Below are 22,496 nucleotides of genomic sequence, written 5' to 3' on the forward strand. Positions count from 1 at the left end.
CTGTGAGTGTCCGGTCTGGGTGGTCTGCACGGTTTCATAAGGGGGTCGTGAGTGGCAAAGAGGGTTCTAACCCTCATTGCCACTCACGACCTCGGTCAGGATCGTACAAATAGATATAAAGCGGACACCGCGCAGTCGACAAGTGTCCCTTGTGGACTCTTAACGGCGCTTGGCGTTAACGAAGAGGGCCCACGCCACCTTTGCCTTACCCGTCCTAGAACGCACCGATCAGTTTTTCGTGCCCCGCCCGTCTGTACGTGTGAGATCGACTCACGGAAAGGCTGACGCCATGCGAAAACTGACCTTCGGCATGAATGTGACCCTGGACGGCTACATCGCCGCGCCCGGCGACGACCTCGGCTGGAGCGGAGGTGAGGGACCGGACTCGTCGCCGGGCGACGAGCTGTTCCAGTGGTGGTCCGACCGCGTGGCGGCGACGGATTTGGCGCTGTACGGGCGCAAGCTGTGGGAGACGATGAGTTCCCACTGGCCGACCGCCGACCGGCAGCCCGGCGCCACGCCGGCGGTGATCGAGTACGCCCGCCGCTGGCAGGACATGCCGAAGGTGGTGTTCTCCTCGACGATCGACAAGGTCGACGGGAATTCCCGCCTGGTCACCGGCGACGCGGTCACCGAGATCACCCGGCTGAAGGCCGAGGACGGCGGCCCGATGGACATCAGCGGCGCGACGCTCGCCGGGGCGGCCATGCGGGCCGGGCTGATCGACGAGTACGTGCTGGTCACCGTGCCGGTCCTGGTGGGCGGCGGCACGCCGTTCTTCACCGCGCTGGACAGCTGGGTCAAGCTGACCTTGGCGGAGACGCGGACATTCCCCGGCGGCGTGGTGCTGACCCGATACGAGACGCGGCGCTGACCGGACCAGTGCTCACAGTGTCGGGGGCAGGTCCAGCCAGGGGAGGCCGGCGGCGTCGAATCCGGTGAGGTCGGCGATCTTCCCGTCGACGACACGCAGGACCGCGATGGCGAACAGCCGATACTCCGGGTCTCCGGGGGTGCGGAGGTACAACGCGGCGGCCGGCATGCGGTTGACCGTCGTGGTCATACCGCGCCAGTCGTCGTGTCCGGGCGCGAAGAGCCCGCCGGAGACCCAGCCGTCCACCGCCTCCTCGGCCGTCATGAGCACGGCGCCCTGCTCGGGCAGCATCGCGAAGCGCACGTTGTCGCGCAGCAGGGAGGTCAGCCCGTCGAGGTCGTTGCGCTCATGGGCTTCGATGTACGCCTTCACCACACGGCGTTCGTCCTTCGACAGCTCGACGGTGGTGGGGCTCCGCCAGTCGAGACGGCGGCCGGGCAGCTGCTCGCGCATCGTCACGCGAGCCCGCTGCAGCGCGCTGGTCACCGAGGCGACGGTCAGCTCGAGGGCGTCGGCGGCCTTCGACGCCGGCCAGCCGAGGACGTCGCGCAGAATGAACACCGCGCGCTGGCGCGGCGGCAGGTGCTGGACGGCGACGATGAACGCCAGCTCGATCGTCTCCCGCGCCACCGCCGATTCCTGCGGGTCCTCGGGGAGCATCCGGTCGGGGTACGGCTGCAGGTACAGCATCTCGGCGCCGGAGTCCGAAAGCCCGGACGGCACCGGTCTGCGCTTCTCCAGGAAATCGAGGCAGACGTTCGTCGCGATCCGGTACAGCCAGGTCCGCAGCGCGGCGTCGCCCCTGAACGACTCCCGCTTGTTCCACGCGCGCAGGTACGTCTCCTGCGTCATGTCCTGGGCGTCGGCGTAGTTCGCGAGCATCCGGTAGCAATGCACCTGCAGCTCACGACGGTGGCGCTCGGCGATGAGCGCGAACTCGTCGGTCATGGGCGTCGATCCTGCCAGCAGGCACGTGCCGAATCTTTACGCCGAGCTGTGGACAGGAGCCCCGCGGGCATGTTGGGCTGAAACCCGGCCGAACACGACGTGGTCGGCCATTTTCTGCCCTGCGACGTCGAGGAGCGGCGCCCTGAGCCTGTCGGAGTACCTCCGGGAGAACTGGATCGACGTCGTGAACGACGCGATCCTGCATGTGGATCTGACCCTGGCGGCGATGGCGCTGGCCGTGCTGGTCGGCATGACGATCGGCCTGCTCACCTACCGGCGGCGATGGCTCGGCGCGATGGCGACCTCGACGACGGCGGCGTTCCTGACCGTCCCGTCGATCGCGCTGCTGGGCGTCCTGATCGGCCCGTTCGGCCTGGGGCTGACGAATGTCCTGTGCGCACTGGTGCTCTACGCGCTCCTGCCGATCACGCGCAACACGATCGTCGGGCTGCGCGGCGTCGATCCGGCCGTGGTCGACGCGGCGCGCGGGATGGGGTTCGGCCGTGCGAGGCTGCTGTTCCGCGTGCGCCTGCCGCTCGCCTGGCCGGTGATCCTTTCCGGCGTCCGGGTTTCGACGCAGATCACGATCGGTATCGCGGCCATCGGCGCGTATGTCAAGGGTCCAGGCCTCGGCAACGAGATCTTCGACGGACTCGGCCGGTTCGGCTCGGTCAACTCGCTGAACCAGGTGCTCACCGGAACGCTCGGGATCATGGTGCTGGCGCTGCTGTTCGACCTGGCCTTCGTGGTGGTCGGCAAGCTGACCACCAGGCGACGTCCCCTTCCCCACCGAGCGGCGATGTCGGAGGGCACAGCCGGCATGGGTGGCGAGACGATCGAACTGCGGGACGTCAGCAAGCACTACCCCGGAAGAGCGGTTCCGGCGGTCGAAAGCCTGACGATGCGCATCCCCGCGGGCGAAATCGTCGTGCTGACCGGTCCTTCGGGGTGCGGCAAGACGACGACCATGCGGATGATCAACCGGCTCGTCGAGCCCACGGCGGGCGTCGTGACGATCGGCGGCACTGACGTGTCGGAGCTCGACCTCGACGAACACCGGCGCAACACCGGCTACGTCATCCAGCAGATCGGGCTCTTCCCGCATCTGCGAGTGGACGCCAACATCGGCGTGGTGCCGCGGCTGCTCGGCTGGACCCGGCGACGCGTCGCCGACCGCGTGCGCGAGCTGCTCGACGTCGTCGGCCTGACCCGCGAGCACGGAATCCGGTACCCGCGTGAGCTTTCCGGTGGTCAGCAACAGCGCGTCGGTGTGGCGCGGGCGATGGCCGCGGATCCGCCGGTCATGCTGATGGACGAGCCGTTCGGCTCCACCGACCCGATCACGCGCGCCCGGCTGCAGGACGAATTCCTTCGCCTGCAACGGGAAGTGCGGAAAACGATCGTGTTCGTCACGCACGACTTCGACGAGGCGCTGAAGGTCGGCGACCGGATCGCCGTACTGCGGCCGCGGTCGGTGATCGCCCAGTACGACACGCCCCAGGCGATCCTCTCCGCGCCGGCGGACGACTACGTCGCGAGTTTCGTCGGTTCGAAGCGGAACCTGAAGCGGCTCGCATTGATCCGGGTGGGTGACCTGAGCCTCCAGCCGTCGACCGGGCCCGACGGCCTGCCTCCGGTCCGGCCCGACGCCACCCTGCGGGACGTGCTGGACGTGATGGTGCGGACCGGCAGCACCGCGGTCCTGGTCACCGACGACGGCAGGCAGCCGCAGGTGTGCGACGTGCCCAGCCTCGTCGCAGCGCTCCGGCCCATCGACGAGGCACCCGCGCCCGCGATCCCGGACGACGCACCCGAGCCGGCTCCGGACACCACGGTGCCCGCGCGGCCTCGTCGCCGGCGGCTCGGATTGTTGGTGCGCCCGGTCCTGCTGACCCTGGTCTTGCTGACGCTCTACCTGATCGTGCGCGCGCACCCGATCGACTCGATCGAACAGCGTTTTCTCAACGCCGGCGAGATCTTCACCGAACTGGGCGCGCACCTGCGGCTCACCGTGATCTCGACGGCGTGCACCATCGCCATCGCCCTCCCGCTCGGCATCCTGCTCACCCGCGCCGGCGCCCGCTGGGCCCGGCCCATCGGCCTGGGGCTGGGCAACCTCGGCCAGGCGATTCCGTCGATCGGGCTCGTCGTGCTGCTGGCGCTCTGGATCGGCACGGGTACCGCGACGGCGGTGACGGCACTCGTCGTCTACGCGACTTTGCCGGTGCTGCGCAACACGATCGTCGGGCTCGACAACGTCGACCCGACCCTCGTCGACGCCGCGCGCGGGATGGGCATGGGCAAGACGGCCGTCCTGTGGCGGATAGAACTGCCGCTGGCCGTCCCGGTGATCCTCGCCGGGATCCGGACCGCGCTGGTGCTCACCGTCGCGAGCGCGACGCTGGCGACGTTCATCGACGGCGGCGGTCTCGGCGGCGGGCTTGTCGCCGGGATCGGTCTGAACCGCCCGATCCTGAGCCTGACCTTCGGCATCATCGTCGCCGCGCTGGCGCTCTTCATCGACTGGCTGGGGCTGGTGGCCGAGGAGGTCCTGCACCCGCGCGGAATGTAGCTCGACCCACTTCAAGGAGGACCGACCCATGCGGATGCTCCAGCGCACGACCGCCGCCGTGCTCGCGCTCGTCGCGGCAGCGGCGCTCGCGACCGGCTGCACGATCGGCAAGGACGAGACCGGCGCCGACGTGGGCGCCGGATCCATCAAGAAGATCGACGCGCTGACCGGCGCCAAGATCCGGGTCAGCTCCAAGGAATTCGACGAACAGCTGCTGCTCGGCCAGATCGCCGTCGTCGCACTGCAGGCGGCCGGGGCGAGCCCGGAGGACAAGACCAACATCACCGGCTCGAGCAACGTCCGCCGGGCGCTCACCAGCGGCGCGGTCGACCTGTACTGGGAATACACCGGCACCGCCTGGATCAGCTACCTCAACCAGACCAAGCCGATCAGTGATCCGCAGGCGCAGTACGACGCGGTCAAACAGGCCGACAACGCCAACGGTGTCACCTGGTGGGCACGCTCTCCGGCCAACGACACCTACGCCCTCGCCGGAAACCAGGCGACACTGGCCCGAACCGGCGTCAAGACCCTGTCCGACTACGCGGCCCTGGTGAAGCGGGATCCGGCCGCGGCCTCGACCTGTATGGGCCCGGAGTTCAAGAGCCGGGACGACGGCTTCCCCGGCCTGGCGAAGACCTACGGATTCACCCTGCCCGACCCGCAGGTGCACCTGCTCAACGACGCAGTCGTGTACCCGAGCATCGGCAAGGGGGAGCCCTGCGGCTTCGGCTCGGTCGCCTCCACCGACGGGCGGGTGGCCGCGCAGAACCTCACCGTGCTCGACGACGACAAGCACTTCTTCCCGACCTACAACCCCGCGATCACGATCGCCACCCCACTCGCCCAGAAATACCCGCACCTGGAACAGGTCTTCACACCGATCGCCGCGAAGCTCGACACCGCGACGCTCACGGACCTGAACAAGAAGGTCAGCGTCGACGGCCAGAAGCCCGCCACGGTCGCCCGCGACTGGCTCAAGGCGGCGGGCTTCATCAGCTGAAGGCCGGTCTGTGTCAGATGACGCAGACCAGCGGTGCTGTGGGTCGGCATTCTGCACAGGCCCGGAATTCCCGGGTGCGGATCGACCAAAGGGGGAGTTCCTTGTTCTCCAAGCAGTATTCCGCCGCGGCGGCAGGCATGGCCGCGGCAGGACTTGTTCTCGCGGGCGCGCCCGCCGCCACGGCCGCGCCGGCGTCCGTCGTGCGGAGCTTCTACGTCGAGTACGGAGCCAGCTACGCCTCAGGCACCGCCACTTTCACCAACCGGACGGTGCTCCTCGAAGGAACCCTGCACGCCGTCGGATGTGGCCGATCCGTCTACGGCTATTCCTACGCGGGGCCCAACTATCTCGGCACCGCGAGTTCGACTCCGCGCTGTGACGGAAACTGGCCGATCGATATCCCGGTCCCCGCGAACAAGCCGGGCGGTGCCGACAGGGTTCTGATCCAGCTGGACGCTCCGGACGGCGCCAACTCCGAGTGGTTCTACCGCTGACCGGATTTCCCGCGGTAGTCAGCGCGATCGTGTGGGTGGTCTTCCCGCGCGATCGCGCTTCTTTTGAGCGCGTTTCGGTGGCGTGTCCGGCGCGCCGGATCCGGTCGGTCCAGGTCGCCGTGGCTCCGAACGCGTTTCGGCGAAGCCCACCTCGCGGATGGCGTCGGGCAAAGCCGGGTCGCCGGCGGTCAGCAGCCGGACCGGGTCGCCGAGCGCGACCGTGAACGGCGGCACGAAGTACTCGGGCAGGTGGGGAGACCACGGCATCGCGCATCTGTTCGGCGATCCTGCCGCGGTAGCCCAGGGAGACTGGTCCTCCGTGCGCTACTACTGGGACGCCACCTGACTTCGCCGCCGAAACGGCCCTCGAAGCCACTGAGGGTTGTTGCGACGGTGATGGGACCCCACTTGGCGGAGTGGGACAGGTGCTCTCGCCACTCCAATTCTCAAGGAGAGCCGAAACGAAAAACCGCCCTACCTCGGCAAACGTGCCAGGCGGGCGGTTCTTCTGATTGTGGAGCTAAGGGGACTCGAACCCCTGACCCCCTCACTGCCAGTGAGGTGCGCTACCAGCTGCGCCATAGCCCCGGAGCGGATTTGTTCTCCGCATCTCGTGTGTCCATACATTACACCGTCCGCGAGGGTCGTTCACGCGGGGGTCACTCTATGCGGCCATCGGCCTCATGAACGACCGTGACCTGCATGTTTGAGGCTTATTTTTAGCCGTGTATTGACTCTGGGTGTGACCGCCGTTACGTTTTCGACCATTGTGACGCCGAGGTCCCCGCCCGCTACGCCGCGTCTCCACCGGGCTCCGCCTCAGCTCGCCCTGCCCGTATGACGCGGAGGAGATCCTGATGAGGGCCAGAGCAGCCCTGGTAGCCCTATTTTCCCTGGTCGGAGCGCTGTTGGTGGTGGCTCCGGCGGCGCAGGCGGCCATCGTTCCCGATACCTGGTACACGGTGACGACGACCGGCGGGAAATGCGTGGACGCGCGCGCCGCCGGATCGGCGAACGGGACGGTCGTCCAGCAGTACGCCTGCAACCAGACCTTTTCCCAGCAGTGGCAGTTCCAGCCCACTTCGGACGGCTACTACCGGGTCAACACACGCAACAACCCGGCCCAGGTGTGGGACGTGGCCGACGTGTCGACGGCCGACGGTGGGCTGATCCACCTGTGGGCCTACGGCGGCGGGAACAACCAGCAGTGGCAGCCGGTCGAGGAAGCGGATGGGGCGTATCACTTCGTGAGCCGCAACAGTGGCAGGTGCCTGGACATCCCCGGCCTCTCGACCCAGGACAGCACCCAGCTCCAGCAGCACGCCTGCAACGGAACCGGCGCCCAGTCCTTCCGGCTCACCCCGGTCTCCGCCGCCGCGAACCCCGACCTCGGGCCGAACGTGCTCGTCTTCGATCCCGGTATGTCGCAGTCGGCGGTCCAGTCCCAGGTGAACAGCGTGTTCTCGCAGCAGGAGACCAGCCAGTTCGGCTCGAACCGGAAAGCGCTGCTGTTCAAGCCCGGCTCGTACAACGTCGACGTGAACGTCGGGTTCTATACGCAGGTGCTGGGGCTCGGCCTGTCTCCCGACAATGTGACGATCAACGGCGCGGTGCACGCGGAGGCAGACTGGTTCCAGGGCAACGCGACACAGAACTTCTGGCGTGGCGCGGAAAACCTGTCCGTGAATCCCAGTGGAGGCACCGACCGGTGGGCCGTTTCGCAGGCCGCGCCGTATCGCCGCATGCATGTCCGCGGCGACCTCCAGCTCGACGACGGCGGTTGGTCGAGCGGCGGATGGATGTCCGACGTGAAGGTCGACGGTCAGGTCCGGTCCGGCTCGCAGCAGCAGTGGATCTCGCGCAACTCGCAGTTCGGGAGCTGGAGCGGCTCCAACTGGAACATGGTGTTCGCCGGCGTCGGCGGCGCGCCGTCGACCAGTTTCCCGAATCCGCCGTACACCACGGTGAACACGACACCGGTGGTGCGGGAGAAGCCGTTCCTCTACGTCGACGCCGCAGGGGCGTACCAAGTCTTCGTACCTTCCAAGCGCACCAACGCCTCCGGGATCACCTGGGGTGCAGGGCAGCCGGGGTCCTCGCTGCCGATCAGCCGGTTCTTCATCGCGAAGCCCGGCACGACGGCGTCGCAGATCAACGCGGCTCTCGCCGAGGGCAAGGACCTCCTGATCACCCCGGGCGTCTACCACCTCAACGAGACGCTCCGCGTCACCCGGCCGGACACCGTCGTGCTCGGGCTCGGCCTGGCGACGCTGATCCCGGACAACGGCATCACCGCGATGACGGTGGCCGACGTCGATGGCGTCAAAGTGGCGGGTGTCCTGATCGACGCGGGCACCACGAACTCGAACACGCTGATGGAGGTCGGCCCGGCGAACTCCGCGCAGGACCACGCGGCCAACCCGACTTCGCTGCACGACGTGTTCTTCCGCATCGGCGGGGCGGGCGTCGGCAAGGCCACGAACAGCCTGGTGGTCAACAGCGACGACGTCATCGGCGACCACCTGTGGATCTGGCGCGCCGACCACGGCAGCGGGGTCGGGTGGAATACCAACACCGCTGACACGGGCCTGATCGTCAACGGCGACGACGTGACGATGTACGGCCTGTTCGTCGAGCATTACCAGAAATACCAGACGATCTGGAACGGCGAGCGCGGGCGGACGTACTTCTACCAGAACGAAATGCCTTACGACCCACCGAATCAGGCCGCCTGGATGAACGGATCGACGCGGGGTTACGCGGCCTACAAGGTGGCGGACTCGGTGACGAACCACGAGGCTTACGGGCTCGGAAGTTACTGCTACTTCAACGTGAATCCGAGTGTGGTGGCGGATCGCGCGATCGAAGTCCCGAACGGCGCGAACGTCCGGTTCCGCAGCATGGTCGCCGTCTCCCTCGGCGGGAACGGGACCATCGGCCGGGTGATCAACGATCGCGGCGGACCGGCGAACTCGGGATCGACCGTGGCCAACCTGGTCGCCTATCCCTGATGACCCCGGTGCGCGCCGGGATGGCGGTCGCGGCGCGCACCGGCCCGCTCACCCCAACGGGTGGCGTGCCGCGCGCTCCCGCATCGGCGCTCCGATACTCGGGGCATGCCTCTCGTCGGTCTCACCGTCGTCGAACCCCGCCTGGCCTGGCCGCTGGCCGCACTTCGCGGGGTTTTCGCCATCCTGTTCGGCATTCTCGCGTTGGTCTGGCCGGGAACGACCGTCCTCGCCCTCGCGATCCTCTACGGCATTTACGCCATCTTCGACGGCATCGGCGGCATCATGCAGGCCTTCCGGCCGGGCGACGCCGCTCATCGCGCCGCCTACGGTGTCCTCGGCGCGTTCGGGATCATCGCCGGTGTCCTCGTCCTGATCTGGCCGGGGATCACGGTGCTGGTGCTGGCGCTGCTGGTCGGCTTCTGGGCGATCTTCACCGGCATCGTCGAGATCGTCGCGGCGATCCGGCTGCGCAAGCAGATCGAGGGCGAGGCGTTCCTCATCGCGGCGGGCGCGCTCTCCCTGATCGCGGGCATCGTGATCGTGATCAACCCGATCGCCGGCGCGTACGGGATCGCGCTGCTGGTCGGGATCTACGCGCTGCTGTACGGCGTGATGCTGCTCGTTCTGGCCTTCCGGCTGCGGAAGCTCACCCAAGCCTGAACGCCTGCCGCGAATGGACCTGGGCTCCCGCGCGGCGGAGATCGGCACACCGTCCTCGACCAGCAGCGACCGGCGGATCCGCGCGTCGGAGTGCTCGGCGGCCATGAACGCCGTCACCGTGTCTCCGGTCTCGTACCCGTCGAGCAGGACGCGGAGGAAGACATCGAGGTCGGGAGAGTCGTCGACGTCGGCATCCGGCGGCGCGAGTCCGGTGAGCGGGAGGATCGCGATCGGGCGGACACCGGCGGGCACGAGACCGGTGCCGCGGTGGAGGCCCGGCGGCAGGACGAGCGTCGGCGGGTCGCCGTCCCAGCACGACGCCCCGGCCAGCCGGACGGCCTGCGGCAGGTTCTCCTCGGTGATCCCGGAGACCGTGCGCAGGAACCGCAACTCCGGCGCCGTGGCCAGGACCGCCGGCAGCCCGTCTTCACGCCAAGCCTCGAAGCGGCCGGGGAGCCCCGCCGCGGCGGCCGCCTCGCACGCGACGGCGGCACGGGCGTGAATCACTTCTTCGGCTTCGGTCAGCACAGCCCCAACGTAATAGGCTGATCCGGTGAGCCAGCCGATCCTGTTGACCGTCGACGACGATCCCGCCGTGTCCCGTTCGGTCGCCCGTGACCTGCGCAGAAGGTACGGAAAGGACTACCGGATCATCCGGGCCGATTCCGGCGCCGACGCCCTCGACGCGTTGCGCGAGATCAAGCTGCGCGGCGACGCCGTGGCCGCGATCCTCGCCGACTACCGGATGCCGCAGATGGACGGCATCGTCTTCCTCGAGAAGGCGATGGACCTGTTCCCGCACGCGCGCCGCGCGCTGCTGACCGCCTATGCCGACACCGACGCCGCGATCCAGGCGATCAACGTCGTCGACGTCGACCATTACCTCCTCAAGCCGTGGGATCCGCCGGAGGAGAAGCTGTACCCGGTCGTCGACGCGCTGGTGGAGACCTGGCGCGCGGTGGGGGAGCGGCCGGTCGACGAGATCAAGCTGATCGGCCACCGGTACTCCTCGCCGTCGTTCCACCTGCGCGACTTCCTGGCGCGCAACGCCGTGCCGTACCGCTGGTACTCCGTCGACGACGACGAGGGCCGCCGGATCCTCGACGCGGCGGACGCGGCGCCGCAGGACATCCCGGTGCTGGTCACCCCGGACGGCACGGTGCTGCGCCAGCCGTCGGGGCCCGAACTCGCCGACGCGGTCGGCCTCTCCACCCGCCCCGCCCAGGAGTTCTACGACCTGATCGTGATCGGGGGCGGGCCCGCCGGGCTCGGGGCGGCCGTGTACGGCGCGTCGGAGGGGCTGCGTACCGTCATCGTCGAGCGCAAGGCGACCGGCGGGCAGGCGGGCACCAGCTCCCGCATCGAGAACTATCTCGGCTTCCCGGACGGCGTGTCCGGCGCGCAGCTCACCGACCGCGCGCGGCGGCAGGCGCTCAAGTTCGGCGCCGAGGTGCTCACCGCCCGCGACGTCGTCGGCCTGGAGGCCCGCGGTTCCGCGCGAGTGGTCCTGTTCGGCGACGGGACCGAGATCTCCGCGCATTCCGTGGTGCTGGCCAGCGGCGTCACCTACCGGGCGCTGGAGGCCCCCGGCGTCGCCGAGCTCGCCGGCCGCGGCGTGTACTACGGCTCCGCCGCGACCGAAGCGCCCGAGTGCAAGGGCGAGCACGTCTACATCGTCGGCGGCGCGAACTCGGCGGGCCAGGCGGCGGTGTTCTTCTCCAAGCACGCCGCCGACGTCACCATCCTCGTGCGCGGCCAGTCGCTCGAAGCGTCGATGTCGCACTACCTGATCGAGCAGATCGCCGGGATCGGGAACATCCACGTCCGCACCCGGACCACGGTGGTCGAGGCGCACGGCGACGATCACCTCGAACGGCTGACGCTGTGCGAGAACGGCGGCGCGACCGAGACCGTGCCCACCGGGCACCTCTTCATCTTCATCGGCGCGGCACCGCGTACCGACTGGCTCGGCACCGAAATCCAGCGTGACGACCACGGTTTCGTGCGGACCGGGCCCGATCTGCTCACCGACGGCGGTCCGCCGCCGGGCTGGCCGCTGGACCGCGACCCGCACTATCTGGAGTCGTCCATCCCCGGCGTTTTCGTGGCGGGCGACGTCCGGGCCGCGTCGGTGAAACGCGTCGCGTCGGCCGTCGGCGAAGGCGCCATGGCGGTCACCCTGGTCCACCGGTACTTGGAGGAGCAATGAGCGTTCTGCCCAGGGAGGAACTGCGCGGGCTCTTCCTCTTCGAGCACCTCAGCGAGGACCAGCTCGACTGGATCGACGAGCACGCCGTGCTGGAGCACTACACCGGCGGCACCACGGTCATGCGCGAGGGTGAACCGGCCACCTGCTTCTATCTCCTGCTGTCGGGCGCGCTGCGGATGACGCGGCTCGTCGGCGGCACCGAGGTCGAGACGATCCGGTCCGATCAGCGCGGCGCCTACTGCGGCGCGACGCAGTTCTTCGTGCACCAGGAGACCGAACACACCTACGGCGCTTCGGTGCACGCGGTCAGCGACCTCACCTTCCTGACCCTGCCCGCGGCCGAGTTCGCCACCCAGTTCCGCCGCTGGTTCCCGATGGCGACGCATCTGCTGGAGGGCATGTACCTCGGCTGGCGCAACAGCGACACCGTCATCGGTTCGCGGCGCCGGCTGCTGGCGCTCGGCGAGCTTTCCGCCGGGTTGACCCACGAGCTCAACAATCCGGCCGCCGCCGCGGTCCGCGCGACGGCGTCGCTGCGTGAGCGGGTCGCCGGGATGCGGCACAAACTGGCGATGCTGGCGAAGAAGAACGTCGACCCGGCACTGCTGGAGCAACTGCTGGACATCCAGGAGCAGCTGGTCAAACAGGTCGCCTCGGCGCCGAAGCTGACCGCGATGCAGCAGGCCGACCGCGAGGACGAGATCGGCGACTGGTTCGACGGCCACGACATCGACCAGGGCTGGGATCTCGCCGACATCTACGTTCGCGCCGGGCTGACCGTGCCCGACCTCGATCGCCTGCTGGACTCGGTAGGCGAGACCTTCCTCGACGGTGCCGTCCGCTGGCTGGCGTACGCGCTCGAGACCGAGATGCTGATGGGCGAGATCGAGGATTCGACGACCCGGATCTCGGTACTGGTCGGCAAGGCCAAGCAGTACTCGCAGATGGACCGCGCCCCGCACCAGTGGATCGACGTCCACGAAGGACTCGACTCGACCCTCGTCATGCTGGCGGGCAAGATCGCGCAGGGGATCCGCGTCGTGAAGGAGTACGACCACACGATCCCGAGGATCCCGGCGTACGCGGGCGAGCTGAACCAGGTGTGGACGAACATCATCGACAACGCGCTCGGCGCAATGGGAGCCGAGGGCACGCTGACCCTTCGGACGTCCAGGGTGGACGATCACGTGCACGTCGAGATCGGCGACACCGGGCCCGGTATCCCGGCGGAGGTGCGGCAGCGGATCTTCGAGCCGTTCTTCACCACGAAACCGGTCGGGCAGGGGACCGGCCTCGGCCTGGACATCTCCTGGCGCATCGTCGTCGAACGGCATCAGGGCGACCTCCGGGTCGATTCGGCGCCCGGCGATACGCGATTCACCGTGTGCCTGCCGGTCTCGGAGCAGTCCGTGATCTGATTTTCCTTCTGTCCCAACGTTTCGCCAGAAACCGACGACGTCTTACGTTCATCGATCGTTCACTTCGAAATGGCTCGCCCGCGCGTCAAAAGAGTCGAACGGGCTGAAGGATCGAGCCTGTGAACGAGGGGGTGGGCCGGTGAAACGCCGTCTGTCGATCGGCCTGGCAGTGGTACTGCTGCTGGCCGTGGTCGCCGTGATCGTCTGGGGCCGCGGCGGTGACGAGAACACCGCGGACGGTACGGACCTGACCACGGTGCGCGGGGTCATCGGTTCGGAGAAGCTGGCCTTCTTCTCCGACAAGCGGGTGGCGGACGCGTTCGCCGAGCACGGTTTGAAGGTCGAGGTCGACACCGCCGGCTCGCGGCAGATCGCGAGCATGGATCTCGGGAAGTACGAGTTCGCGTTCCCGTCCTCGTCGCCCGCCGCGCAGCGGATCCAGCGCGATCACCAGGTGACCGGCGTGCACACGCCGTTCCAGTCGCCGATGGCGGTCGCGACCTTCGAGCCGATCGTGAACCTCCTGAGCGCCAACGGGATCGTGCGCAAGGGCGCCGGTGAGTATCAGGTGCTCGACATCGCGAAGTACCTCGAACTCGCCCAGAAAGGCACGCGCTGGGACCAGCTCCCCGGCAACACCGCCTTCCCGGCGCGCAAGAACGTGCTGGTCACGACCACGGACCCGCGCGAATCGAATTCGGCGGCGATGTACCTGTCGATCGTTTCCTTCGTCGCCAACGGGAACAACGTGGTCAACACGCCGGAGGCCGAGGCGAAGGTGCTGCCCGGCGTGTCGAAGCTGTTCATCGACCAGGGCTACACGCAGAACAGCACGGAAGGCCCGTTCGAGGACTATCTCGCCGCGGGCATGGGCAAGACGCCGATGGCGCTGATCTACGAGTCGCAGTTCGTCGACAGGCTGGTCCGCGCCGACGGCTCGATCCGGCCGGACATGCGCCTGCTCTACACGGCGCCGACAGTGTATTCGAAGCACACGCTGGTCCCGCTGAAGCCGAACGGCGACCAGGTGGGCAGGCTGCTCGCGACCGACCCGGAGCTGGGGAAACTCGCCGCCACCTTCGGTTTCCGCACCGGCGACCCGCGCTTGTTCGCCGACGTCGTCGCCGCGGCCAAGGCGCCGGTACCCGCGGATCTGGTGGACGCCGTCGAGCCGCCTTCCTTCGAAACGCTGGAGCGTCTGCTCGACGCCGTGAAGAAGCAGTACTGATGGACGATTTCACGCTCACTCCACCCGAACCGGTGGAGGCGATCCCGGCCGAGCGCGCCGCCGGCCTGGTCGCTCTCGGGCCGGAGGTCCACGCCGAGATCGAGAAGCGCGCGGAAGGTTTCGCCCGGCGCCTCGAAGCGCTCGACGTCCGATCGCCGGATTTCACACGCGTGCTGGACGAACTGCTGGCGGTCGGCGAGTCCGACATGCGCGCGGCGTCGACCGTCGCGGGCGCGTTGCTGGACCGGTCGACCCGCGCGCTGGCGGAAATCGGGTCGCCCCAACACCAGGCGACGGTGAGCCTGGCCGGGTTGCGGCGAGCCGTTGCGGAGATCGACCCGGCGAAACTGCCGATCACCGGCCGCAAGCTGATGGGGCTGATCCCGGTCGCGGGCAGTGCGAAGAAGGCGCTGGACCGCTACCGCGCGGCCAACGAGCCGGTGAACTCGCTCGTCCTGGACCTGCGCGCGCGGCAGGACGTCCTGCGGCGTGACAACGCCGCGCTCAAGGGCGAGCGAGAACGTCTATGGACGACACTCGGCAAATTGTCGGAAGCGGCCGCGTTCGCCGAAGCCGTCGACACGGCCGTCGATCGCCAGGCCGGGATCTTCGACTTCACCGATCCCGCGCGGGCCAAGGCTCTGCGGGCCGACGCGCTGCATCCGATCCGGCAGCGGCACCAGGACCTGCTGACCCAGCTCGCCGTCAGTGCTCAGGGTTACTTGGCGCTGGATCTGGTGCGGCGCAACAACGACGAGCTGATCCGCGGCATCGAGCGGGCGGTGTCGACCACGGTCGCGGCACTGCGGGTCGCGCTGGTGGTGAGCGCGGCGCTCGCCGGGCAGCGTGACGTCCTCGACGAGGTTCGGGCCGTGCAGGCCACCACCGACGGGCTGATCAGGGCCAACGCCGAGATGCTGGAACTGCGCAGCGCCGAGATCCAGCGCGCGGGGAGTGATCCGGCGGTGGCGGTGGCGACGATCCGCGAGTCGTTCGAGCGGATCTACCGGAGTATCGACGCGATCGACGATTTCAAGGCGGGAGCCGTCTCGACGATGGCGGCGACCGTGGAGGCGCTGTCGGGGGAGATCCGGCGGGCCGAAGACCATCTGCGCCGGTCTCACGAGACGGCGGCGGCCGAGGGGGCATCGTGAAACGCTGGACTGTGGTCGCGCTGGCGGCGATCTGCGCGCTGTCAGTGGTTTCCTGCGATTCGAGTGAGGGTGAGACGCGGAGCCTGGGGGAGGCCGAACCGGGCACCCTGCGGGTACTCGCGGGCAGCGAACTGGCCGACTTGCAGCCGCTGCTGGAACAGGAGGCGGCGGCGACCGGCGTCAAGGTGAAGTTCCAGTTCACGGGCACGCTGGAGGGCACCGAGTCGCTCGCGAACGGCAAAGTGGACGGCCGGTACGACGCCGTCTGGTTCTCGTCGAACCGGTACCCGGCGGCGGTTCCGGAGGCCGCGAAACGGCTGGGCGAACAGGTGAAGATCATGAGTTCGCCGGTGGTGCTCGGGCTGTCCGCGTCGGCGGCGCAGCGGCTCGGCTGGACCGGACGGCCGGTGGGCTGGGGTGAGATCGCCGAGCAGGCCGGGAAGAAGGCCTTCACCTACGGCATGACCGATCCGTCCGCGTCGAACTCCGGTTTCTCGGCGCTCGTCGGGGTCGCTTCGGCGCTCGCGGGGGCGGGCAACGCCATCGACGCGCAGCAGATCGCCTCTGTCACCCCGAAACTGACCGAATTCTTCAGCGCGCAGGCGATGTCCGCGGGCTCGTCGGGCTGGCTTTCCGAGGCCTACCAACGACGGGCGAGCGGCCAGGATCCCGGCAAGAAGGTCGACGGCCTGATCAACTACGAGTCCGTTCTGCTGTCGATGAACGCGAGCGGGAAACTTCCCGAACCGCTGACGCTGGTGTATCCCTCCGACGGCGTCGTCACCGCGGATTACCCGCTGACGTTGTTGCAGAGCGCGAATCCCGACGCGCGGGACGCGCATCGGAAGCTGGCCGAGCGGCTGCGGACGCCGGACACGCAACGCAAGATCATGGAGACCACGCAGCGCCGCCCCGTCGTGCCCGGCGTCCAGCTAGGACAGCAATTCGCGCGGAAGGACCTCGTCGAGCTGCCGTTCCCGGCGACGCAGCAAGCGGTCGACGCGTTGCTGGGCGCCTACTTCGACAAGATCCGGCGTCCGTCGCGCACGCTGTACGTGCTCGACACCTCCGGTTCCATGGCGGGTGACCGGATCGAGTCGCTGCGCACCGCGCTCATCGGGCTGACCGGTGCCGACGGTTCGCTGACCGGACGGTACCGCCGGTTCCGCAGCCGCGAAGAGGTCACGATGCTGCCGTTCGACACCGTGCCCGGCAGCCCGGAGACGTTCACCGTCCCGGAAGGCGATCCACAACCCGCGTTGGACAAGATCAAACGCTTCGCCGAGGGCCTCGACGCGAACGGCGGCACGGCGATCTACGACAGCCTTCGACGCGCGTACGACATCATGGGCCCCTTGGTCGCGCGCGATCCCGACCGGTTCACCTCGATCGTGCTGATGACCGACGGGCAGAACGCGAGCGGCTCGACGTTCTCGGACTTCCAGCTGCGGTTCCCGTCGCTGCCGGAGGCGATGCGGCAGATCCCGGTGTTCACCGTGATCTTCGGCGAAGGTGACTCCGCCGAACTCGGCGAGGTCGCGAAACGCACCGGTGGCAACGTGTTCGACGCGCGAGGCGACGTACTGCCCAAGGTGTTCCAGGAAATCCGCGGGTACCAGTGAGCGGGTACCTCGGCTCCACGAAGAACCTCGCCGGCTGCGTCGGCGGGCTGATCGGCCTGGCGCTGTACCTGACCGGTGTCGTCGGCGGCTTGTGGCCGCTGGTCGTCGCGGGGTTGTACGCGGTGTTCGCCCTGCTCGCGCCGCCCGAGCGGGTCCGGCTGGTCTCGGCGGACGCCGTCGCCGAGGCGGGGCAGCTTCGGGCGGACCTCGACTCGTTGGTGGACAAGGTGACCGCACGGGCACAGCGGATGCCGGAGTCCTCTGTGGACGGTGTACGGCGGATCGCCGAGGTGCTCGATGACCTGCTTTCGAGGCCGGAGCGGTGGGCGGCGAACCCTGACGTCCAGCACGCCGTCACCCGGCTGGCGCGAACGGATCTGCCGCTTTCCGTGGAGACCTATCTGAATCTGCCGTGGTGGTTCGCCGCCAAACGGCGGGCGGGCGGCGAGCCGAGCGCGGCCGACGAACTCCTCGCGCAACTGGAGCTGCTGGAGACCGAAGCGCACCGCATAGCGGAACGCTTCTATGCCGGCGACGTCCATCAGCAGACCGACCACACGCGATATCTGCGCGAGCGCGGCGAATCGGTCTAGCAATCCCGTTCAGTGGTAAGCGAAAACCAGTCTGCCGGTCGTTCTGCATGGGCAAACCGCTTTTCCCGTGGTGGACTCGGGAAGCCGATCCGATCATGGTCGGTATTCCGTCTTCCCCAGGGAGTTCAGACGTGCACAAGTACAGACTCGGGGCGGCCTTGCTGGCCGCTGTGGTGATGTGTCTCGCCGGCGGTGTCCCGGCGAACGCCGGAGAGCGTGACGAACACTGCGTCGCCGACACGGCGACCGGAGCGTTCCAGTGCTTCGACAGCGTCGGAGAGTCCCTCGCCGCGGCGTCGGCGGGCAAGGTCGGCGCGTCCGCGACGGTCATCAGCGTGCTCTACGAACACGCGAACTTCGGTGGCGCGAGCGTCGCCGTCACCGGATCGCCGTGCGTCGAGGGGACCAACCAGACCATCGGCTTCCTCGGTGACTGGAACGACAAGATCTCCTCGTTCCAGACCTTCAACAACTGCTACATCACGATGTACGAGCACGCCGACTACCAGGGCGGCTCCCAGGAGTGGTACGCCAACGACAGCGCCAACTACGGGTCGAACATGAACGACCGCGGCAGCTCGGTGGTGTACTCGCGTGGGCCGTCCCGCGCCGAACTGCTCAAGGACTGCGGCCGCGCCACCAAGACCTGCAACGCCCACGTCGATCAGCGCGGTCAGGACTTCTACGGCAGCTGGGGTCGCGTGGACACGGTGTTCAACTGCAGTGCCAACAAGATCACCCAGGTGATCGGCAAGCGGGACACCCGCAGCGGGAAGAACACGGTGTCGAACGAGCTCAGTGTGAGCGCGGGCTTCGAGTTCCTCGTCCAGTGGACGGTCGCCTACAAGCGCACGTGGGGCCAGGAATGGGGCTGGGAGACCAGCGAGAGCGTCGAGACCCGCATCGAGGTCAACCCGGGTTACTGGGCGGGCCTGGACCGCTCACCGGTGATGAAGGTGGCCAGCGGCTCGTACGACATGTGGTACGACAGTCGCCGATGGGGTCACCACCAGTGGTACGTCTGGAACTTCAGCGGTGAGGGCCCGGCGCCCGGTGTCGTGGGCCAGACCCGGACCGTCGGCAAGAAGATGACTTCGGACGAGAAGAAGAGGGTGTGCGGGAAGTCGGCCGGTCTCGTGCGGTCGTCCGCCGTGCCGGAGGCGGAAAGTGTTTCGGCGGCTGCCGCCAAGCCTGCCGCGCCCGCGGTGCGCGTCGCGCAGGGACCGCTGCACAGCTAGCCCGGTGGTACGGCTCGGCGGCCGCGAGCGATCAGCGGCCGCCGAGTCGCGGCAGGGTCAGCGTGGTCACCGCGGTCGTCACCCAGCCCAGCAAGTCGCCGAGCGGGATGGTGGACAGCTTCTCCGGCCATTCCTCCGCCAGCGCGTGCAGGACCAAATGACCTTCGTGCGCCTCGACCGCCGTGAGCCGGATCCCTTGCGGGAGTTCGGGTAATGGCAGCACGATCGGTTTGAGCCGGGACGGCGGGCCGAACCGGCGGCGTCCGATGTGGACGGACATCGGCCGGAGGACCACCGCTTCGTCCTCCACAGTGGACTCCAGGGCGAGATGTCCCCAGCGGGGCCGCTTTTCCCAGCGGATGTGGAAATGCCCGTCTTCGCCGGGCGTCACGATGATGCCAGGCCGGACTTCGGCCACGCGCTCTTGGAGGACTTCCGGCGACACCCGGATCGCCATCTTCACCTGTTCGGGGATGGCTGCCGGGGACGGGAGTGAGCGGAGACGGACGTTCGACGCCAGCACGGTGATGCGTTCCAGCGGGGTCTCCGGCCAGTCGACGTCCTCGACGACGATGCGGACGTCGCCGACCCGGCCGGTGGCGGCCAGGCTGAGGCTGTCGGCCTGGTAGTCGAGCCCGGTCAGGGTGAGACCGACGTCATGCCCGTCCACCTTGGCCGTCAGCCGCCGCCCGACCAGCTGTTCGGTCACGGTCTTCAGGATCGCGGCCGGGGTCACGGGCACGTTCGGCAACAGCGCCCGCCCGGCGGCGGCCAGGCCGAACAGCTCGGGAAGCGGGTTCAGGTCGAACCATCTGCCGTCGCTCATCCGTCCAGTGTCGCCGAACGGGACGCCGATCGCCGCCGCAGGGGGTGTCAGCGGGCCGCGAAACGGGCGATCACACCCGTCAGGATCACCCAGAACGCCGCGGCCAGACCGTAGTCGAGGATGACCGCGAGATTCGGGTCACTCACCGGGAAGAGGCCCGGCCAGAACAACGCCAGCGGCCTCGCCAGCGCCTGGATGAAGATGAAGAAACCGTTGCCCGCGTTGGCTCCCGCGAGCACCATCACCATGTACAGCAGCTCGATGAAAGCGAACAGCGCGCCGATGCCGGTGATGACGCGCACGGCGGTGTCGCTCCTACTGGTGGTTCGCCATCTGGACATGCCGGAAAAGTTCCCGGATCCGGCGGTGACAAACGCTTCAGTGCCCAGGTTGCGCCGATCGGCCGTATCTCGCCTACTGCCTGGAGACGGTCCGTGACTCAGCGCTGGCTTGAGGTCACCCTCGTCGATCTCGACCCGGCGATCATGGCCTTGCACTACCTGCCGGCGGACCGATTGACCGCGTTGTGTGGTGACGTCCATGGTCGATGACGGCGAAGGCGGCCTTCAAACCCCGGTGAAGGGCGCTGAGTCGTCCAGAGGTGCGCCGCGCCACTGCCAGTCGGCGCGGGAGGGGCGTCCGGGGAGGCCCGCCCGGTCCGTCGCCCACAGCAACGCGGTCCAGGGATCGACGCCGGTGACGTCCACCTCGGGGAACATCCGCGCGAGCACTCGGGAACAGACGTCGCGTGGCGGGTCGAGGGTGACGTCGAGGCCCCGGGCCATGTCCTCGCCGTGGACCAGGACCTCGACACAGCCCATTCCGGCGAAACCCTCGATGTCGGCGCGACCGCTCGGGTGGTAGGCGCGGACGTCCGGGTCCGTCGTACGGAGCGTGGCGCCCAGGATGCCGCCGGCGACCGTGACGAACTCCAGCATCTCCGACGGCGTCGCGGCCCGGTCGGCGACGGATTCGAAGCAGACGAAACGCGGCGTCGACGGCCGGGCGATCAGCAGTCCCGCATAGGAGATCAGGCAGTCGCCGAGATGCTCGGCCGTGCGCCAGGCACTGAGTTCGCCGGTGCCCGGCGCCGCCGACCAGTCACGGCCCGACGCCTGACGCAGTCCGCCGACCACGCTCGTGATCGCGGCGTCGAGGTCGTCGGGGGTGACTGTCATCGTGCCTCAACTCAAGGGCGTCGGAAACGCGACCGGACCGCGGTGACCGTTCTTCCCGACCGCGCGGACACCGAAGAACACGTTGTCCTTCGACAGATCCACTCTAGCCTCGGTCGTGTCTCCGACCTTGATCACGTGCGTCCAGTCGGACGCCGTCGTCTCCCGCCATACGACCTCGTAACCGGCGAGATCCGGGTCTGTTCCGCGGCGCCACACCAGATCGGTGTCGTTCGTCAGCCGGTTCGTCCGGATTCGGACGTCTTCGGGAGTACCGGGTGCGGTCGCCAGCGACCACATCGTCGCGGCGTTCACCCGCGCGACCCTGGCGGTGAACGGGAAGTCGCAGAACTCGGGCAGATCGCCGAATTGCTTGCCGTTCTCCACCCGGACGTCCTGGTGCTGATGCGCGTAGTCCTCATTCGGTTCGGTGAACCGCGCGGCCGGGAATCCTTGCTCCAGGAACGGGATGTGGTCGCCGCCCCGCAGGTAGCGGTCGCGCCGGTGGATCACCCGGACGGTCATTCCGGTCGCGTCGTTCTCCGCGACCGAGCGTACGAACCGTGCCAGCTGACGGGACGGCGAGTCGTTCTCGCCACCGACCGCGCGCCGGATGTCGGCTTGCGCGGGGGTTTCCGACGTCGGCACACCTTCGGCGAACAACCGGATCGTGCGCGGGTCCCTCGTGCCGTCGTCCGCCCGGCTCGAGCCGACGATGTCGTTGGTGAACATCGCCTGCACGTTCGCGCCCGCCGATTTGTACAGCGTGGCCAGATGCCGCGCGCCGAACAGGCCCTGTTCCTCGCCCGCGACCGCCGCGAACACGATGGTCGCGGCCGGACGGCGGGTGGCCAGCACCCGGGCCAGCTCCATCGCGACGGCGACACCGGAGGCGTCGTCGTCGGCGCCCGGCGCGTCCTTGGTCGCGTCGAGCGGATCCGAACACCGCGAGTCGTAGTGGCCCGACACGACGTAGACCCGCTCAGGAGTGGTGGAGCCGCGCAAGGTGGCGACGACATTGGTGATCGTGGTGGCGACCGGGATCCTGGGCGGAGCGGGCTGTTGCAGGTACGACTGAAGCTCGACCTTCATCCGGCCGCCCGACCGTTCCGCGGATTTCGTCATTTCGGCGAAGATCCAGTCGCGGGCGGCGCCGATGCCGCGGACGGGGTCGGTCTGCGAGGACAACGTGTGCCGGGTTCCGAAGGCGGTGAGTCTGCGGACGGTGGCCTCGATGCGGTGTTCGTCTATCTCTCGGAGGATCGCCCGAAGTTCGGCGTCGGGTCGTTGTGGGTCGAGGCGTTCGCCGGGTTTTCCGGCGTCGGCCGGGACCTCGGCGGCAGCGGTTGATGACAGGGCGGCCGGTGACAGGGCGGTCGGTGACAGAGCGGTTGATGAGAGAGCGGCTGCCGACAGTGCCGCCGATGTGGACAGGAAAACTCGTCTGGACCTTTCCTCAGCCATTCTCCGT

21 protein-coding genes and 1 tRNA gene are annotated in these 22,496 nt (G+C 68.4%); 16 read left to right on the forward strand and 6 right to left on the reverse strand.

What is annotated here, in order from left to right; genetic code table 11:
• The first annotated feature begins 289 nt into the window (after positions 1 to 289).
• Complete coding sequence (locus ACIRGA_RS33200) at positions 290 to 874, forward strand: dihydrofolate reductase family protein (RefSeq protein ID WP_400948717.1); 585 nt, start codon at positions 290 to 292, stop codon at positions 872 to 874.
• 12 nt (positions 875 to 886) lie between these two features.
• Here the strand turns inward: ACIRGA_RS33200 and ACIRGA_RS33205 are convergent, their stop codons facing one another.
• A complete protein-coding gene (locus ACIRGA_RS33205) occupies positions 887 to 1,822 on the reverse strand; it encodes an RNA polymerase subunit sigma-70 (RefSeq protein ID WP_400948722.1) in 936 nt (311 codons plus the stop codon).
• Here ACIRGA_RS33205 and ACIRGA_RS33210 point away from each other — a divergent pair.
• The 4 genes from ACIRGA_RS33210 (at position 1,800) to ACIRGA_RS33225 (ending at position 6,237) form a co-directional block, all read left to right on the forward strand.
• The gene (locus ACIRGA_RS33210) at positions 1,800 to 4,394 is read left to right on the forward strand and encodes an ABC transporter permease subunit (RefSeq protein ID WP_400948725.1); all 2,595 of its coding nucleotides are present in this window, start codon (positions 1,800 to 1,802) and stop codon (positions 4,392 to 4,394) included. The two genes, ACIRGA_RS33205 and ACIRGA_RS33210, sit on opposite strands and share 23 nt — an antisense overlap.
• Before the next feature lie 28 nt (positions 4,395 to 4,422).
• Positions 4,423 to 5,397 (forward strand): glycine betaine ABC transporter substrate-binding protein, encoded by a 975-nt coding sequence (locus tag ACIRGA_RS33215; RefSeq protein ID WP_400948729.1) that lies wholly within the window; start codon positions 4,423 to 4,425, stop codon positions 5,395 to 5,397.
• 101 nt (positions 5,398 to 5,498) lie between these two features.
• Entirely contained in the window at positions 5,499 to 5,891 is a 393-nt protein-coding gene (locus tag ACIRGA_RS33220; RefSeq protein WP_400948732.1) for a hypothetical protein, read from the forward strand.
• Positions 5,892 to 5,973: 82 nt separating this feature from the next.
• Positions 5,974 to 6,237 carry a hypothetical protein gene (locus ACIRGA_RS33225; protein ID WP_400948736.1) on the forward strand — a complete coding sequence of 88 codons (264 nt, stop codon included), beginning with the start codon at positions 5,974 to 5,976 and terminating at the stop codon, positions 6,235 to 6,237.
• Positions 6,238 to 6,406: 169 nt separating this feature from the next.
• Here ACIRGA_RS33225 and ACIRGA_RS33230 read toward each other — a convergent pair.
• Positions 6,407 to 6,479 (reverse strand) — tRNA-Ala (locus ACIRGA_RS33230).
• A gap of 269 nt (positions 6,480 to 6,748) precedes the next feature.
• Here ACIRGA_RS33230 and ACIRGA_RS33235 point away from each other — a divergent pair.
• From ACIRGA_RS33235 to ACIRGA_RS33280, 10 genes are all read left to right on the forward strand, one after another.
• The gene (locus ACIRGA_RS33235) at positions 6,749 to 8,902 is read left to right on the forward strand and encodes an RICIN domain-containing protein (RefSeq protein WP_400948739.1); all 2,154 of its coding nucleotides are present in this window, start codon (positions 6,749 to 6,751) and stop codon (positions 8,900 to 8,902) included.
• Positions 8,903 to 9,007: 105 nt separating this feature from the next.
• Positions 9,008 to 9,562, forward strand: a complete 555-nt coding sequence (locus ACIRGA_RS33240; protein ID WP_400948741.1) for an HdeD family acid-resistance protein — start codon at positions 9,008 to 9,010, stop codon at positions 9,560 to 9,562.
• Between the two features lie 90 nt (positions 9,563 to 9,652).
• The gene (locus ACIRGA_RS33245) at positions 9,653 to 10,111 is read left to right on the forward strand and encodes a hypothetical protein (protein ID WP_400948743.1); all 459 of its coding nucleotides are present in this window, start codon (positions 9,653 to 9,655) and stop codon (positions 10,109 to 10,111) included.
• A 4-nt stretch (positions 10,112 to 10,115) separates the two neighbouring features.
• A complete protein-coding gene (locus tag ACIRGA_RS33250; protein WP_400948745.1) occupies positions 10,116 to 11,771 on the forward strand; it encodes an FAD-dependent oxidoreductase in 1,656 nt (551 codons plus the stop codon).
• Positions 11,768 to 13,189: an ATP-binding protein gene (locus tag ACIRGA_RS33255; RefSeq protein ID WP_400948748.1), complete on the forward strand. Its 1,422-nt coding sequence runs from the start codon at positions 11,768 to 11,770 to the stop codon at positions 13,187 to 13,189. The genes ACIRGA_RS33250 and ACIRGA_RS33255 overlap by 4 nt, the downstream gene beginning before the upstream one ends.
• A 139-nt stretch (positions 13,190 to 13,328) precedes the next feature.
• Complete coding sequence (locus ACIRGA_RS33260; protein WP_400948751.1) at positions 13,329 to 14,417, forward strand: hypothetical protein; 1,089 nt, start codon at positions 13,329 to 13,331, stop codon at positions 14,415 to 14,417.
• The gene (locus ACIRGA_RS33265) at positions 14,417 to 15,571 is read left to right on the forward strand and encodes a toxic anion resistance protein (protein WP_400948753.1); all 1,155 of its coding nucleotides are present in this window, start codon (positions 14,417 to 14,419) and stop codon (positions 15,569 to 15,571) included. The genes ACIRGA_RS33260 and ACIRGA_RS33265 overlap by 1 nt, the downstream gene beginning before the upstream one ends.
• The gene (locus ACIRGA_RS33270) at positions 15,568 to 17,193 is read left to right on the forward strand and encodes a hypothetical protein (RefSeq protein ID WP_400948756.1); all 1,626 of its coding nucleotides are present in this window, start codon (positions 15,568 to 15,570) and stop codon (positions 17,191 to 17,193) included. Before ACIRGA_RS33265 ends, ACIRGA_RS33270 begins: the two co-directional genes overlap by 4 nt.
• Positions 17,190 to 17,786 carry a hypothetical protein gene (locus tag ACIRGA_RS33275; RefSeq protein ID WP_400948758.1) on the forward strand — a complete coding sequence of 199 codons (597 nt, stop codon included), beginning with the start codon at positions 17,190 to 17,192 and terminating at the stop codon, positions 17,784 to 17,786. The genes ACIRGA_RS33270 and ACIRGA_RS33275 overlap by 4 nt, the downstream gene beginning before the upstream one ends.
• A gap of 131 nt (positions 17,787 to 17,917) precedes the next feature.
• Positions 17,918 to 19,024, forward strand: a complete 1,107-nt coding sequence (locus tag ACIRGA_RS33280; protein ID WP_400948761.1) for a peptidase inhibitor family I36 protein — start codon at positions 17,918 to 17,920, stop codon at positions 19,022 to 19,024.
• Between the two features lie 31 nt (positions 19,025 to 19,055).
• On the opposite strand, the gene ACIRGA_RS33285 is transcribed toward ACIRGA_RS33280, so the two are convergent.
• From ACIRGA_RS33285 to ACIRGA_RS33300, 4 genes are all read right to left on the reverse strand, one after another.
• Positions 19,056 to 19,850, reverse strand: coding sequence for an LmeA family phospholipid-binding protein (locus tag ACIRGA_RS33285; protein WP_400948765.1), 795 nt, complete (start codon positions 19,848 to 19,850; stop codon positions 19,056 to 19,058).
• 47 nt (positions 19,851 to 19,897) lie between these two features.
• Positions 19,898 to 20,152, reverse strand: coding sequence for a hypothetical protein (locus ACIRGA_RS33290; RefSeq protein ID WP_400948848.1), 255 nt, complete (start codon positions 20,150 to 20,152; stop codon positions 19,898 to 19,900).
• A 264-nt stretch (positions 20,153 to 20,416) separates the two neighbouring features.
• Complete coding sequence (locus tag ACIRGA_RS33295) at positions 20,417 to 21,028, reverse strand: hypothetical protein (RefSeq protein WP_400948768.1); 612 nt, start codon at positions 21,026 to 21,028, stop codon at positions 20,417 to 20,419.
• A 6-nt stretch (positions 21,029 to 21,034) separates the two neighbouring features.
• Positions 21,035 to 22,213: a M20/M25/M40 family metallo-hydrolase gene (locus tag ACIRGA_RS33300; protein WP_400948771.1), complete on the reverse strand. Its 1,179-nt coding sequence runs from the start codon at positions 22,211 to 22,213 to the stop codon at positions 21,035 to 21,037.
• Positions 22,214 to 22,216: 3 nt separating this feature from the next.
• Between ACIRGA_RS33300 and ACIRGA_RS33305 the strand changes: the two genes are divergently transcribed.
• Positions 22,217 to 22,375, forward strand: a complete 159-nt coding sequence (locus ACIRGA_RS33305; protein ID WP_400948774.1) for a hypothetical protein — start codon at positions 22,217 to 22,219, stop codon at positions 22,373 to 22,375.
• Positions 22,376 to 22,496 lie beyond the last annotated feature (121 nt).

It is taken from the genome of Amycolatopsis sp. NPDC102389 (assembly GCF_044765885.1).
Classification (GTDB): domain Bacteria; phylum Actinomycetota; class Actinomycetes; order Mycobacteriales; family Pseudonocardiaceae; genus Amycolatopsis.

Excerpts from the sequence above, each read along its gene's own strand:
- ACIRGA_RS33200 (WP_400948717.1), top strand. The coding sequence starts at position 290 with ATGCGAAAACTGACCTTCGGCATGAATGTGACCCTGGACGGCTACATC.
- ACIRGA_RS33210 (WP_400948725.1), top strand. The coding sequence starts at position 1,800 with ATGAGCGCGAACTCGTCGGTCATGGGCGTCGATCCTGCCAGCAGGCAC.
- ACIRGA_RS33205 (WP_400948722.1), bottom strand. The coding sequence starts at position 1,822 with ATGACCGACGAGTTCGCGCTCATCGCCGAGCGCCACCGTCGTGAGCTG.
- ACIRGA_RS33215 (WP_400948729.1), top strand. The coding sequence starts at position 4,423 with ATGCGGATGCTCCAGCGCACGACCGCCGCCGTGCTCGCGCTCGTCGCG.
- ACIRGA_RS33235 (WP_400948739.1), top strand. The coding sequence starts at position 6,749 with ATGAGGGCCAGAGCAGCCCTGGTAGCCCTATTTTCCCTGGTCGGAGCG.
- ACIRGA_RS33240 (WP_400948741.1), top strand. The coding sequence starts at position 9,008 with ATGCCTCTCGTCGGTCTCACCGTCGTCGAACCCCGCCTGGCCTGGCCG.
- ACIRGA_RS33255 (WP_400948748.1), top strand. The coding sequence starts at position 11,768 with ATGAGCGTTCTGCCCAGGGAGGAACTGCGCGGGCTCTTCCTCTTCGAG.
- ACIRGA_RS33265 (WP_400948753.1), top strand. The coding sequence starts at position 14,417 with ATGGACGATTTCACGCTCACTCCACCCGAACCGGTGGAGGCGATCCCG.
- ACIRGA_RS33285 (WP_400948765.1), bottom strand. The coding sequence starts at position 19,850 with ATGAGCGACGGCAGATGGTTCGACCTGAACCCGCTTCCCGAGCTGTTC.
- ACIRGA_RS33295 (WP_400948768.1), bottom strand. The coding sequence starts at position 21,028 with ATGACAGTCACCCCCGACGACCTCGACGCCGCGATCACGAGCGTGGTC.